This window comes from Flagellimonas flava (assembly GCF_900129665.1).
Lineage (GTDB): Bacteria > Bacteroidota > Bacteroidia > Flavobacteriales > Flavobacteriaceae > Flagellimonas > Flagellimonas flava.
Window position 1 is genome coordinate 435,220 of record NZ_FQWL01000001.1, and the last position, 14,721, is coordinate 449,940.

General features: G+C 43.3%; 9 protein-coding genes. 2 read left to right on the forward strand and 7 right to left on the reverse strand.

The annotated features are described in order from the left end of the window. Positions 1-33: 33 nt before the first annotated feature. The 4 genes from BUC10_RS01950 to BUC10_RS01965 form a co-directional block, all read right to left on the reverse strand. Positions 34-762, reverse strand: coding sequence for a DUF2490 domain-containing protein (locus tag BUC10_RS01950; RefSeq protein WP_313784420.1), 729 nt, complete (start codon positions 760-762; stop codon positions 34-36). Next, positions 759-3,950: a VPS10 domain-containing protein gene (locus BUC10_RS01955; protein ID WP_073177067.1), complete on the reverse strand. Its 3,192-nt coding sequence runs from the start codon at positions 3,948-3,950 to the stop codon at positions 759-761. Before BUC10_RS01955 ends, BUC10_RS01950 begins: the two co-directional genes overlap by 4 nt. A gap of 139 nt (positions 3,951-4,089) precedes the next feature. Beyond that, complete coding sequence (locus BUC10_RS01960) at positions 4,090-5,466, reverse strand: amidohydrolase family protein (protein ID WP_073176221.1); 1,377 nt, start codon at positions 5,464-5,466, stop codon at positions 4,090-4,092. Positions 5,467-5,497: 31 nt separating this feature from the next. Then, positions 5,498-8,788: an amidohydrolase family protein gene (locus BUC10_RS01965; protein WP_073176222.1), complete on the reverse strand. Its 3,291-nt coding sequence runs from the start codon at positions 8,786-8,788 to the stop codon at positions 5,498-5,500. Positions 8,789-9,038: 250 nt separating this feature from the next. On the opposite strand from BUC10_RS01965, the gene BUC10_RS01970 reads away from it, so the two are divergent. Next, positions 9,039-9,521, forward strand: a complete 483-nt coding sequence (locus BUC10_RS01970; protein ID WP_073176223.1) for a hypothetical protein — start codon at positions 9,039-9,041, stop codon at positions 9,519-9,521. Between the two features lie 66 nt (positions 9,522-9,587). Next, positions 9,588-10,841 carry an MFS transporter gene (locus BUC10_RS01975; protein WP_073176224.1) on the forward strand — a complete coding sequence of 418 codons (1,254 nt, stop codon included), beginning with the start codon at positions 9,588-9,590 and terminating at the stop codon, positions 10,839-10,841. A gap of 4 nt (positions 10,842-10,845) precedes the next feature. Here the strand turns inward: BUC10_RS01975 and BUC10_RS01980 are convergent, their stop codons facing one another. Genes BUC10_RS01980 through BUC10_RS01990 form a run of 3 tightly spaced genes read right to left on the reverse strand, consistent with a single transcriptional unit; the run spans position 10,846 to position 14,409 of the window. After that, positions 10,846-11,421, reverse strand: coding sequence for a YdeI/OmpD-associated family protein (locus BUC10_RS01980; RefSeq protein ID WP_073176225.1), 576 nt, complete (start codon positions 11,419-11,421; stop codon positions 10,846-10,848). Position 11,422: 1 nt separating this feature from the next. Further along, positions 11,423-13,039, reverse strand: coding sequence for a M1 family metallopeptidase (locus tag BUC10_RS01985; RefSeq protein WP_073176226.1), 1,617 nt, complete (start codon positions 13,037-13,039; stop codon positions 11,423-11,425). A gap of 35 nt (positions 13,040-13,074) precedes the next feature. Next, positions 13,075-14,409, reverse strand: coding sequence for a M28 family peptidase (locus BUC10_RS01990; RefSeq protein ID WP_073176227.1), 1,335 nt, complete (start codon positions 14,407-14,409; stop codon positions 13,075-13,077). Positions 14,410-14,721 lie beyond the last annotated feature (312 nt).

The following is a 14,721-nucleotide window of genomic DNA, read 5'->3' on the forward strand; positions in this document are numbered from 1 at the left end:
TTTAAAATCAACCGAAAGGAACTGGCCCTGCTTTTAAGGGGCCGGGTTCGCTTTCTTTTTAAACACACCCCTTAAGTCGGGATTGAAGAAGATTCCTATCTGCCAGCGGTCAAATACCGCATTAGCGAATTGATTTCTCAGATAACCGAACTGAACACTACTGTTTTCCGTGATATGTATCCCCAAAGCACCATACAACCTATTTTGGCCAAAAAGGTCATCTTGGAGGTTAATGAATAACTCATCATAAAAATTAAGGAAAAAGGTATCGGTTAGCGGTAAAGTTACCTGAAGTCGATAACGCCCCCGATGTTCGGTACGGTTTACTTCCTGCTCGGGGTCACTGGTGATATCCAGGACATTGATAAAACGCTGTTCCAGTCTGTAACGGTGCTCAAATAAAAATTCCCAGACCTTGTTCTTAAGAATAAACTGCTGAAAAATACGGTGTTCCCTACTATTTCGCTCTCCAGGAACTTCAAAGAAAGTGCCATCTGTAGAGATAAAGCCATATCCAGCGGTTGCAATGGCATTGGGATTTATATGGTAGTTTAATCCGGTTCGGAGCAGTAGCTGGTTAAAATTGGAGGTGGTTTCATAAAATCGAAACTGGGCTTCGGTATGAACACTGAAACGTTCGGAAACTTTGTTGGTTCCAAAATACATATACCAAGCTCCAAATTCGTCTTCACCTGGCTGTTGTGCGCTGACCTGGACAATCAATCCCAGGAAAAGTAATGTTAGTAGTGTTTTTCTCATCATTCCAAACCAAATACTTGAGTTTCTTTAAAAGGAGAGAGGTCAATGGCCTCTATACTGTTTCGATAGGATTTCCACTTGCTATTGAAAAAGGAATTCGTTTTGTCCAATGCATTTTTCAAATCATCTTCTGCATATTTTATCAAACTACGTTCAGTGTCCGTTACACCATTTTTTCTGCTGGCCACATAATTTTCTGCGGAGTTGATTCTTCTCACCACATTCGTCTCAGGATTTCTGGTTATCCCTTGCCTTTTATCCTCTTTTCCTATGTATAGCGCAACAATAGAATCAATTTCAGCGACCATATCCTTAGAAGCTTGGATTTGCTCTTTAAAAGCGTCTTTGTCCTTTTCCTTTAGGTCCTTTTGAAACGAATTGGCAAGATTTTTACTTTGAACAAGTTGTTTTACAGCATCTGCCGCCACTTGTGTGAATTTTTCCAGTTTCTTGCCCATTTCATAAACTTCCGAAACCGCGGAGTTGGATATGTTTATTCGGGGGTCCGTTTTTACCGTGATGGAAGTAGAATCCATGGCATCTCCGTAATGAACTTTTACCTTATAGGTTCCTGGTTTTACCGATACCCCTCCACGTTCATTTTTGTCCTTGCTGATTTTACGGGAGGGCTGGTCTGGACCTTTTTCATCCAATTCCCAATAGGTACGGTGAAAACCGGCTTTTTCAGGTCTTTTGATAGCCAAGGTGCGCATCAATCGGTCCCCATCATAGAATTTGAAATAGATAGAATCCTTTTTAGGTTTCTCGTCTGCTTCTGCCTGTTCTGCCCCCTCTTTTTCAGAGCTTTTTGGTTTCTTTTTACCTTCCTTCAAGTAATAGGTCAGCATAGCCCCACGTTTTCTGTTTTCTCCATTGTAAAGGGCATCTCCACCAAACCTGCTGCCCGTAGCTTGTTGGTAAGCGGCTAAATAAGCATCTGGACTATCAAACAAACCGATTTCCTTTTGGAGCAATGAGGAATTGGAAGCCAAAGCTCGCAGTGGCCTAATATCATCCAATACCCAGGCGGCCCTGCCAAAAGTACCAATGACCAAATCATGTTCCCTAGGTTGTATGATCAAATCCTTGGTGGAAACGGTAGGGAACCCTTCGGTCCATTTTTTCCAGCTATTACCAGCATTGAAAGAGATGTAAAGTCCGTCATCTGTCCCCAAAAACATAAGATTGGGATTTTCCGCATCCTCAACAATGGCAAGCGTATAGCTATCCACATCATTGTTATCCACGATCCTTGTCCAAGTCTTGCCATAGTCTTTGGTTCTATAGGCATAGGGAGTATAATTGAATCTTCTGTAATCATTCGCAATTAGGAGCGCCTCTCCCTTTTTGGTTTTTGAAGCCTTTATTTGTGGAATCCAACTTCCTTTTGGTAAACCTTTGATATTAGTAGTAACCTCTGTCCAACTGGCTCCTCCATTTTGGGTATAGTGCACACGACCATCATCTGTACCTACCCAAAGCATATCTTTTTCAATTGTAGAAGGTTCAATCACTAGAATTGTACAGTGGTTCTCCGCTCCCGTGGCATCCATAGTAAGGCCTCCACTTTCACTTTGCTTTTGTTTCTCTTTGTCATTGGTTGTCAGATCTGGGGAAATGACTTCCCAAGTTTCACCTTTATTTGTGGATTTGTGCACGAACTGACTTCCAAAGTACACGGTACTATTGTCAAAAGGATCCTGTCCAATTCCTGCATTCCAATTAAAGCGGAGCTTGATATCGGCTTCTGGAGGCGTAGGTCTGACCAAATAATTGTTGCCCGTTTTCCAATCGTATCTCGATACAAACCCCTGTTGGCTCATGGCATATCCATATTGGTTGTTGTCCAAATCAGGGACGACATCAAATCCATCTCCAAAGGCAATTTCTTGCCAATAGGCATTCCGTATTCCCTGATAGCGCCAGATATAGGCTGGTCCTCGCCATGAACCGTTGTCCTGCATTCCTCCATAAACGTTATAAGGATATTCATTGTCCACATTGATATGGTAAAACTGGGCTAGGGGAAGGTTGCCGATAAAACGCCAGGTTTTCCCCCCATCCTTGGTAATGTTCATTCCGCCATCGTTACCATCGATCATGAACTGGCCATTTTTGGGATGGATCCACCACGCATGATGGTCCGGATGAACACCGTTGTCCACTTGATAGGCCGGCATTAATTGGGTAAAATTCTTTCCGCCATCTTCGGACACATTTACGTAAGTAAAAATGGAATAAACCCTGTTCTCGTTTTCGGGATCTACGTAAATCTCGGAATAGTAGAACGGGCGATTGCCGATATCGTTTTTATCATTGATTTTTTTCCATTTCGAACCACCATCCTCGGATTTGTACAGGGCATTTTTCTTGGCCTCCACTAGAGCATAGATCACATTGGGTTTGTTGTGGGCGATGGCAATACCAATACGGCCCAGTTCGCCTTCCGGAAGCCCATCCTTATCTGTAATTTTTTTCCAGTTAGCACCGCCGTCATGAGTAATGTACATGCCGCTGCCAGGTCCTCCCGACTTAAAAAACCATGGGTCTCGTTTGTGTTCCCACATGGCTGCTATAAGTTTATTGGGGTTGGAAGGGTCCATTACCAGATCTGCGACTCCTGTTTTGTTGTTTACGAAGAGAATTTTCTCCCATGATTTTCCTCCATCCACGGTTTTGTAGACCCCGCGCTCAGCGTGAATTCCCCAAGGGGAACCGATGGCCCCAACATAAACAATATCTGGATTTGTTGGATGGACAACAATCCTATGGATATGCCTTGTTTTTTCCAATCCCATGGATTTCCAGGTCTTACCTCCGTCCAAAGACTTGAAGATGCCATAGCCTCCGTTAAGACTGTTTCTGGGATTGCCTTCACCGGTACCAGCCCACACTACGGAAGGGTTGGACTGTTGAATGGCCACAGCACCAATAGAGGCCGTGACTTCTTTTTCAAAAATGGGTTCCCATTTTATTCCACCAGAGGTAGATTTCCAAATTCCCCCCGAAGCGGTCCCTACATACATGATATCTGGGTTGGAGTGAACCACATCTATAGAAGTGACCCGTCCGCTCATTCCAGCTGGGCCAATGTTTCTTGGCTTCATATCCTGGACAAGATCCATGGAAAATTCTTGGGAAAACATAAAAGTAGATGCGGCTAGCATCAGGAGTGCAAGTAATTTTTTAATCATTTTCAGGGAATTAATTAGTCGATTTAAAGATAAAGAAAAGTAGTAGGGCTTTTCTTAATGAGTTGTTAATGACCGCTATTTTTCAAAGAAAGGAATGCCAATTTTTTTTGGTCTTGGATAGTTTTTATCTAACTCGTTAATTATTAGCCGCGTTTTTAGCGATTGTCGATAACTTTTGATCGATCATTTCCTTGGAGAGCCATTTTCCTTGTACCAAAACCCCGGTGATTTGCTGCAATGCCGAAAGCTTGTTTAATGGATTATCATCCAAAATAATCAGGTCAGCGGCCAAACCTTCCTTGATTTCTCCAAATATATTTTCCATTCCGAAAAATTTAGCTGGATTGAGCGTTCCGGATTGAATGATTTCTAAAGGAGTAAGACCTGCTCGCTCCATTGCAGCAATCTCATGATGAATGGAAAAGCCAGGAACGTTCAACACCTGCGGCGCGTCTGATCCCAATAAGATCCCATGACCGTCATCTTGCAGTGCTTTCAATAATTTTTTTCGTATCGAGATGAAATGATTCCATTGATCAGCATCAAAACCAGCATTCGGATCCGTAAATGCTATTTTTTGGTTTCTCCAATTCGTTAAAGTAGTGGCTGGCATATATTGCATTTCCACTTGCTGCATTAAAGAGTCAACTGGAGTGGGGGAGAACCATCGTTCAAACAAACTCTGAGTGGGAACAATCCAAACCTCATGTTCTTTGGAAAGCTTCACAAGGGATTCAATTTTGGTGGTATCCGCAAGAGCCGTGAAATTAAATCCAAAAAAGCCATTTTCTTCAGGACTTATCTGTTCGGACTTGGGAACCAAACCTTCTAAAAAACCATCAATATGGTCAATGGAAGCATAGTTACTTTCCAGCGCATGCTGTATTCCAACATCAACCGGAACATGTCCTGCAAACCGAATGCCGACATGGTTGGCGGTTTGGACCAGGGTGTCAAAAACATCACGTTTGATACCAGGGTGGATTTTTAAAAAATCGTACCCCTCCTTTTGATAGGCGGTCACCTTGACCACCGCCTCTTCCTTGGAAGTCACCGAATTTCCATTTAAGGAAGGACTTGAGGTGAAAATCCGGGGTCCCAAAACGGTTCCATTCGCTACAGCTGTTCTCAAATCAAGATGATATGGAGCTCCAAGCATTCCCCTAATTGTGGTTATGCCATTGGAGAGATAGAGAAACAGAATTTCCTCCAAACGTTCTTGGGACGGTTTGGTAGGAGGGATATGGGCATGCATCTCAGCAAGACCTGGTATGATATACTTGCCAGAGGCATCAATGTGCTTATCAAAATTTTCCGGGGGTTGTGGCTCGGCAATCACCTGTGTGATGCTACCAGAGTCAATAACAATATTTTGCTCCTTTACTATGGTCCCGGTCCTAACATCTATAATATTGGCATTACTGATTAGGAGTTCATGCCTTGCGGTTTTCTCTTGGGCACGATTACAAGACGAAATGGCTACAATAAAAGCAAATAAGACAATTTTACGCATCTGATTCAAATTATGACACTTCTTTTGGAGGTTAGTTGTGACCTATATGGCATCCACATCCGGGTCGTGAAAAACTCTGTGCTTCATCATGCCAGGGAAATGCCGCATTGTATTTATTGTTTTCCCACCAAAATTGGCTTCGTGTACTTTCGGTATTGCCAATTTCATTCATGGTATGCGTGTCAAAAAGACGGCCATTGACCATGGTGTATCGCACCGTTTCGGTATTTCGGATGTCCTCCAAAGGGTTTTCGTCCAAAACAATCAAATCTGCCAATTTGCCCACCTTTAGGGAACCGATGTCTTTCCCGGCACCGATATACTCAGCTCCATTAATTGTGGCCGCTTGCAGTGCTTGCATATTGGTAAGTCCTCCTTGGTGCAACAGCCAAAGTTCCCAATGGGCACCTAGACCCTGCAGCTGGCCATGGGCACCAAGATTTACCTTTACACCTTCGTTGGCAAGCGATGTCGCCGTTTTAGATACCAAAATGTGTCCGTTCTCATATTCTTCGTCGGGAATCATGGTCCGATATCTGGAACGGGAATCAACTAAACCTCTCGGAGTGTATTTCAAGAGCTTTTCGTTTTCCCAGATTTTATCCTTTTGATAAAACCAAAATTCCCCATTGACACCGCCATAGTTGACAACCAGCGTAGGGGTGTAGCCCGAGTTGCTGGTTTTCCATAGCTCAACAACATCCTTATAGACTGGGGCAACAGGAATGTTATGCTCAACTCCCGTATGTCCGTCCATAATCATGGTCATGTTGTGGTAAAATGTGGAGCCGCCTTCAGGAACCACGTTGATACCCAGTTCTCTGGCGGCTTGCATTACCTGCTGTCTTTGGTCCCGTCTGGGCTGATTATAGCTTTTAACAGATTTTGCCCCAAAGGCCTTTGTTCTTCGAATAGCGGAACGGGCATCCTCAAGATTGTTGATGACGGCCTTGAAGTCGCCATCCGCCCCATATAGAATGATACCCGTAGAATACAATCTTGGACCGATCATATTTCCATTTTTTATGAGTTCCGACATGGCGAAAATGGACTCAGTATTTGCCGATGGATCGTGGGAGGTGGTCACCCCAAAAGCCAAATTAGCATACAGTTGCCAGTGCTTTTGAGTGGTTAATCCGTAACGGAACCCACCAATATGTGCATGAGCGTCTACAATACCCGGCATAATAGTTTTTCCCGCCACATCAAAAACAATGGCGTTCGATGGTACATTGACTTCATCCGAATTTCCTAGGTATTCAATTTTGTTCTCGTTCACAATGATGGTGCCCTTTTCAATGACCTTGTCTCCTTCCATGGTAAGGATTCTGGCATTGGTAAATGCTATTCGCCCGGAAGGCTTATGGGTTTTGGTAGTCAGCCCAATTTTAGTGCCGATGCTGTCCATTTTAGCGGCTTTTTCTGGAGAGCCGGGTAAAAAGGTATAGCGGTCTTTGATGGAATTGGCAAAATATTCATCCCCAAGGGTCCAAAATATCTTTTTACTGTCTTGGGACCAGTGCAAGCTGATTCCAGCATCCTTGGAAATCTGGGAAACCGGAACTGATTTGGTATTGTTGTCCAAATCAATTTCCGTTCCGTTCATTACCAAAGGCGCTATATATGCCTTGTGAAGATTGGTAAAGGCAATCCACTTGTTATTGGGACTGGGTACCAAACGGTTCGCGTATTTGGATTTCACATGCACCCTTTTATCCTTGCCATTGCTATTCACAGATTTTAATTCCTTGGTCAGATTCCCAAAATAGGTTCCACCCGTCTGGTAAAAAATGCGGTTTCCGTCTTTTGCGAACATGGGATAATCTCCCTCGTTTACGACCCATTTTACATTACTTCCATCAGCTCGCATCGTATAGATACCGGTCTTTTTGGCGAAACTTCTCCCTTGGTCATTGTTGCCGGGTTCTTTTCGATAGGTGATTTGATTTCCATCCAAACTGAAGGAAGGTGTTCGGTAAATCCCTTTGGAAGTGCTTAACTTAACCGGAGTCCCGCCAGAAGCGGAAACTTTTTGGATAGTCCCAAGTTCTTCGTCGTTCCAAGTTACGTAAACAATGGTTTTCCCATCCGGCGAAAAAGATGGTTCAAATTCAAAATCATCTCCTTTGGTCAACCGTTTCGGTTTTCCGTTGGGCAGTTTTTTGCTCCATAAATGCCCCAACGCGTTAAAGACCAAGGTTTTTTGGTCAGGGGAGGTCACTGCATGCCTAATGACCTTCGCCGAAAACTGATCTGGAGCTACAGGAGAATCAACACGTAAGGTCTCCGCAATTTTAATATTGGCATCCACGGAGAACGGAATATTGGTCACCTCCTGGGTATCTATATTGATTTTATGGATTTTGCCCTTGTTCCAAAAAACTAGCTCTTTGTTATTGGGCATCCAACTAAAGTTGGGGTATACCCCAAAGATGGCCCAGGCCTCTTGCTGGTCTTTGTTCAGATTGTCCAAAATGGGCCATTCCTCCCCAGTTTCCAGATCGTGAAGAAACAATACACTTTTGGTGCGGACACGTTTTACAAAGGCAAGCAATTTCCCATCTGGGGACACTTGTGGCCTGGCGGCTCCACCGGGACCCCCGGTTACGGTAATGGTTTTACCCGTTTCAAAATCATAACGCTTTATAACATAGATTTGTTTGTTTGGGTCCTTATTGTATTGAAAGAATCCACCCGGATATACATCTTCGCTATAGTACAGATACCTTCCATCTGATGAAATACAAGGCTCGTTAACATCTTGCTGGTCGTTTTTACGCTTGGTGAGCTGCAGACCTGAACCTCCCGTAATGTGATACTGCCAAATTTCCCCTGCTCCGAGGGAACGCTGGGAGGTAAAATGCTTTCGCGCCACCAAATAGTGGCCATTGGGCATCCAATAGGAATTGTTCAACAGCCTAAATTTTTCCTTGGTGATCTGTTTGGCATTGGAACCATCTGCATCCATCACCCAAATATTGTCACCGCCACCGGCATCACTGGTAAATGATATTTTGGAGCCATCCGGGCTAAAACGGGGCTGGATTTCAAATGGAATTCCTGTACGAAGTGCCTTTGCCTTACCTCCGGTAATTGACATGGTATAAATATCACCAAGGAGGTCGAACACAATTTGACGGCCATCTGGGCTAACATCCAAGTTCATCCAAGTGCCTTCATCCGTGGAAAACTGATGGTCTTGGTAGTTGAATTCACCCTTTGGATTGGAAACATCCCATTTGGCATCATCTTTATTATCTTTTTCTTGGGTGTAAACGGTAAGGGATGCGAGAAGCATCAATAGCGTGTAGAAGTATTTCATTATGGGTTCAATTAGTCAGCTAAAGATACCAAAAACACCTAGTGGAATCCCAAAAAACTTGTTAACGGCAATTTACTGGCGAGAAAAGTACAGACCTATCGTTCAAATACCGAATTACTGCCTTTTTCTATGTAAGTATCTATTTTTTAGTAAATTACATGAATTATTGATTGTGCTCAAACAATAAATAGGAATCTGGCCAAGATTTTATTCCCCCTACTCTTGATCTCATTAAATAATCACCGTTGAAATGAAAAAATCCGTCATTGTTTTTATGCTTGTATTATGGAATGTCACTTTTGGTCAGGAAGAACCGAAGGCCGATAATCTTTTCGTGAGGGTTTATGACATGAATGGGACAAAAATTGCAAAAGGCACGGTGGTTTCTTGGTCCAAGGAAAATCTTGTTCTTCAAGGAAGAAAGACCATGAAAAGCATACCTTTTGAACGCATTCAGCAAGTAAAGACCAAAAGGTCCGCCGGACATAATGTTGGTGTAGGCGCTATTGCAGGGGCTTCCGTAGGAGGGATTTTTGGGTTGATCATCGCAGACGATGACGGGTTTTTTGTAACCACTCCCGCCGAAAATGCGGTTGGTTTCGCTTTAGTGGGGGCTGTTTTGGGTTCTGCGGTAGGAGGTTTGACAAACCTGGGTAAAAAATCTATCACCATGCCTATTGATGGAGACAGGGCCAAATGGGAAAGCTTCATCAGTGGGAAAGTTTCTTTTTAAGGTCCTTTAGCTATGCGTTGGAATAGGTAAGTCCAAAGTATTTATAGATGCTTATATTTGGAACCAATGGACAAAAAAGCTCCCTGGTATTATCTGGTTTTACTAATTCTTGCAGGAGAGGCGGTTTTCATCCTTCCTTTTGTGCTTCCCCGAATTTTTCGTCCTACTGTTCTGGATTTGTTCGAATTGGACAACACGCAACTAGGACTTTGCTTTAGCGTATATGGCATTGTTGCCATGGTCTCCTATCTTTTTGGAGGGCCATTGGCCGATAAGTATTCACCAAGAAAATTGATCGCAATAGCCCTTTGGATGACGGCCTCAGGAGGCTTTGTGTTTGCTTCCTACCCAAGCCTTGGCCTGCTGCAGACACTTTATGGTTTTTGGGGGTTTACCACTATATTTTTGTTTTGGGCACCCATGATCAAGGCAACCCGGGTCTGGGGTGGAGAGGGGTCCCAAGGAAAGGCCTTTGGTTTTTTGGACGGTGGTCGTGGACTTACTGGTGCATTGTTTGGAGTACTCGGAGTGTTTGTCTTTTCCCTGTTCATTACCGAGGCGGAACAGAGCTCTTTTGCTGATAGGAGAGAAGCATTCCAGTATGTACTCTACACGTTTTGTTGTGTCATTTTTACCATCGGAATCCTGGTCTGGTTTTTTATGAAATCCGGGAGGGATGAACGGGAAATTCAATTGGAGCGTATTACAAAAAAAGAGATTGGAGAAGTTTTAAAGATTCCCTCGGTCTGGTTGTTGATGGTGATTATCCTATGTGCTTATGTGGGTTACAAAATCACCGATATTATTTCTCAGTACGCCAATGAGGTGATGCGGTACGATGAGGTCGCATCGGCTAGAGTGGGTACTTTTTTCCAGTTTCTGCGGCCGACCGCAGGAATTTTGGTGGGACTTTTGGTAGACCGATTTAAAATAACCCTTTGGCTTGTTTTTAGTTTTGGGACATTGGTTTTAGGAGGAATTTTGTTTGCTTCCGGTATTATTGGTGATGTCACCCCATATCTTTTCTTTTTGTCCGTGCTTGTTGTTGGAGCTGGGGTTTACGCCGCTAGGGCACTCTATTTTGGAGTGATGCAAAAGGGGAAAATTCCCTTGGTGTTAACGGGAACTGCGGTAGGTCTGATTTCCATTATTGGGTATACCCCTGATATTTTTGCCGGACCGGCCTATGGGATGTTATTGGATGCCCACCCCGGTCAGGAGCAGGGACATCAAAATGTATTTTGGATGTTGACGGGGTTTGCCTTTGTAGGAGGTGTGGCCTCCATGGTTTACCATCGCATGTACGGTAGGGAGGCCTAGTGTATTACCTAGTACTTCTGGATTTAATGTTCTTTCGACATGCTTCGATAATCTCCTTGATACGTTTTTGCCTTGTTTCCTCACGCTTGGCCTGATGCAACCAGTAGAGGTAACTTTTTTTCTGACTTCGGGTAAAATTTTGAAAGTTGCCAAACGCCTTTTTATTTCGATTGAAGGCCTTTTGCAAGTCATTGGGAACCACGGCATTTTCAACATCATCCAAAGAGGTCCACGAGCCATTTTCTTTTGCAATTTGAATCGATGCCATCCCACTATTGTGCATTAAGCCTTTACGGGTCAAATCAACAATATGGTCTTTGTTGACCTTGCTCCAAACACTTTTGGGTTTCCTGGGACAGAAATACTGTCTTCTTTTACCATCCCCTAGACTTTTAACAGTACTGTCTATCCATCCATAGCAAAGGGCCACACGAACCGCTTCTTCCCAACGCATGCTTTCCATTTCATGGTCCACCTTGTAAAAAATCAGATAGATACCCTCGGAAAATTCATGGTTTTCATGGAGCCAATCGCGCCATGCAGTGTCATTTTTGAAATAAAGTTCCCTCAACTTCGGCAAATCAGATTTTCTGTGTTTCGATATAAAAGTTATCGTCAAAAACTAGGGACGATCCTTTCAGTTTTTCGGTCTTCCATTCCGAGTTGGGAAACAACCATTGTTCTTTTTCATCTACAAAAATCCTGATGGGCATATCAAAATCCTCAACAACGTTGACATACCTATAAGATAGCTTGTCTCCATCCTTTTTATATTCCAATTTTGGAATCATTGTAGTACGCAGGTACTGGTTGAAAAAGGCAGAAAGGTCCTTTTTTGTTTTTTCACTCAGATAATTCTCAATCTGCTCCGTGGTCACGGTCTGATGGTAGAACTCTTTATTAAGCCCTCTGAGAATTTGTCGCCAAAGATCATCGTCTTCAATAAGTTGGCGCAAAGTGTGCAGCATATTAGATCCCTTGTAATACATATCCCCAGATCCGGATTTGTTTACATTATAATGCCCAATAATTGGTCGGTCGTTCTGAATGTTTTTTCGGGTTCCGATAACATATTCCGAAGCCGCCTGCGAACCAAAATGATAGTCTAGGTATAGATTTTCCGAATAAGCCGTGAACCCTTCATGAATCCACATGTCTGCGATGTCCTTATAAGTAATATTGTTGGCAAACCACTCGTGTCCACCCTCATGGATGATGATGAAATCGAATTTCAATCCCCAACCTGAACCGGATAAATCTCTTCCCAAATACCCATTTTGGTATTTATTTCCATAGGTAACCGAACTTTGGTGCTCCATACCCAGATAAGGGACTTCCACCAACTTAAAACTATCCTCATAAAAAGGGTAGGGGCCAAACCAATGCTCAAAGGCCTTTAACATCATGGACGTCTGCTTGAACTGTTCCTTAGCCTTTTCCAAATTATCACGTAAAACGTAATAATCCACATCCAGTGTTCCCTTTTCACCTTCGAATTTCTCTCCAAAATGTACATAGTCCCCAATATTAACGTTGACCCCATAATTGTTGATGGGGTTGGCCACAAACCATCTATAACTCACATAATCCCCATATTCGTAGGTATCCCTCAACCTTCCATTGGAAACATTCATCAAGCCTTTAGGAACATCCACTGTAATACGCATACTGTCCACCTCATCGTACATATGATCTTTGTTGGGCCACCATACACTGGCTCCAAGACCTTGGCAAGAGGTTGCCACAAAAGGTTTTCCGTTTTCATCTTTTTTCCATGAAAAACCTCCGTCCCATGGAGCTCTGATCGCCTTTCTTGGTTTCCCTGAATATTGCACATAGAGTTCATTGTATTCGCCCGGTACTTGTTTTTTCTTCAGGTGGATAAAATGGGCGTTTCCCTCAGAAGTCCTGTCCAGCTCTTGATTGTCCTGTGAAACCGCATCTATTTTTAGCGGTTTTTGAAGGTCTATTTGAATGACATCCGATTCTTCCAGGACTTTATACCTTATGATGTTGTAACCGGCTATGAATTCCTTATCCGGCTGCACTTTGATGTTCAAATCGTAATAATTTAGGTCCCACCATGCACGTTCGGGAGTGATGCTGCCCCTTAGGGTATCCTGTCTGGTGAAATTTTGTGCGTTCAAACTTCCTGCTAGAATTAGTATGGCAAGAATTGCAAAATAGAGTTGTTTCATTTTAAGATGATTTAGTTCAAGGTCAAGGCTCAATATTATCTAAATACCGCGTTGGGGAAAACCACGGGACTTTCATGCCCGCTGGCACCTACGGCCGATACTCCAAAAAAGAAGTTGTCAATAACAATGCCGTCCAGGGTGAATTCCAATACATCACCAACATAGGCATGGTGATTCCAAGTGGGAGAGGTGGTATCCCTCCAGTAGATTTTATACCCTGTAGCGCCATCAACCTTGCTCCATTTCAATTTGGCCGAAGGTTCCACAATACCGCCGATTTCAACCTTTTCTGGAGCTGGTGGGGCCCAGGCGATTGCGGCAAGATTTATGGCATTTACAGCTGTTAGTTTTTTGGCATACCCAAAATTTACATGCTCCAGCACATCACCATAAGCGATTCCATTTTCGGTCCTTATATCTTGATGTTGCTGGGTATAGTTTTCGTGGGCCTCCATTATACGAATCCCCGCAAAACCGGCATCGTTGAATGGCCTATGATGTCCCCCTCTTCCAAAACGGTCCAAGCGATACACCATTATGGGATTCATTTCTGGCATGTAGGTTTTGGTGGTTTTGTATACATAACGGGCCAACTGGCGGGAAATACCATCTACTTCTCCTCCATAAAAACGTCTGGCCCTTCGTTGCTCTTCAGTTTCTGTTGGTGGAACCGGTTCAGAAAAAATTCGAAAATCCCTGTTGCTTACCACCCCATCCACACCGGTAATATTGCCGATCATATCGTTGTTCATGATACCGATAATCTCCCAACCTTTTTCTTTTGCATAGGCGGCGAGTCCTTTACCACCATACAGACCTTGTTCTTCGCCAGATAAACCAACGTATATAATGCTATTTTCAAAAGCGTACTTTGACAAAACCCGTGCTGTTTCCAAAGTTCCGGCCATACCACTGGCATTGTCGTTGGCTCCAGGCGCATCCGAAGTAAAATCATTGGGGTCGCTGACCCGGGAGTCGATATCCCCACTCATAATGATAAATCGGTTGGGATATTTGGTTCCTTTTTGAATGGCTACCACATTTACAACCCAGACATCCTTAACTATTCGTTGTCCTTCCCCCTTTTTAACCAGGTCCTTTTGGTAAAACACTTCCAAACAGCCATTACAGCCAGCAGAGGTCTTATCGAATTCAGATTTAATCCATCTTCTGGCGGCTCCTATCCCTCTTGTTTGGGAAATGGTGTCGCTCAAGGTATGTCGCGTTCCAAAATTGGCCAAAGTGGTGACATCATTTTCTATCCGTTCCGACGATACCGCCTTGATAATGTCGTATAGTTTGGTGTCCGTTTGCGCCATACCAACGGAGATGCCCAAAAAAGTACAAAGTAAGATGAGTTTTGTTTTCATTTTTATCGGTTTCAATAAGTTCTATTAAAATTCCATGAAGCGCCTTAGCCGGAGACAGTTCCTCTCAAATCCTGGCTATGGTCGATTCTTACCCTCGAAATGTTGTCTCGCCCCAATTTAGGATTAACCATCCCATTCAAATTCGTGTATGGAAAGGGAAAATCGTGGATATCTTTATGTTCCTTTTATACTTGACCATTCCTGGTAAAAAACAGTCGTAATCATTATGGGAATAAAATAAACCATATCTAAGGAATGAGCATTTTAATAGGTTCTGAAAGTAAAAAAAAACACCCAAAAACATATGAAAAA

Coding starts and splice junctions, on each gene's coding strand:
- BUC10_RS01950 (WP_313784420.1), bottom strand. CDS start 762: ATGATGAGAAAAACACTACTAACATTACTTTTCCTGGGATTGATTGTC.
- BUC10_RS01960 (WP_073176221.1), bottom strand. CDS start 5,466: ATGCGTAAAATTGTCTTATTTGCTTTTATTGTAGCCATTTCGTCTTGT.
- BUC10_RS01965 (WP_073176222.1), bottom strand. CDS start 8,788: ATGAAATACTTCTACACGCTATTGATGCTTCTCGCATCCCTTACCGTT.
- BUC10_RS01970 (WP_073176223.1), top strand. CDS start 9,039: ATGAAAAAATCCGTCATTGTTTTTATGCTTGTATTATGGAATGTCACT.
- BUC10_RS01975 (WP_073176224.1), top strand. CDS start 9,588: ATGGACAAAAAAGCTCCCTGGTATTATCTGGTTTTACTAATTCTTGCA.
- BUC10_RS01985 (WP_073176226.1), bottom strand. CDS start 13,039: ATGAAACAACTCTATTTTGCAATTCTTGCCATACTAATTCTAGCAGGA.
- BUC10_RS01990 (WP_073176227.1), bottom strand. CDS start 14,409: ATGAAAACAAAACTCATCTTACTTTGTACTTTTTTGGGCATCTCCGTT.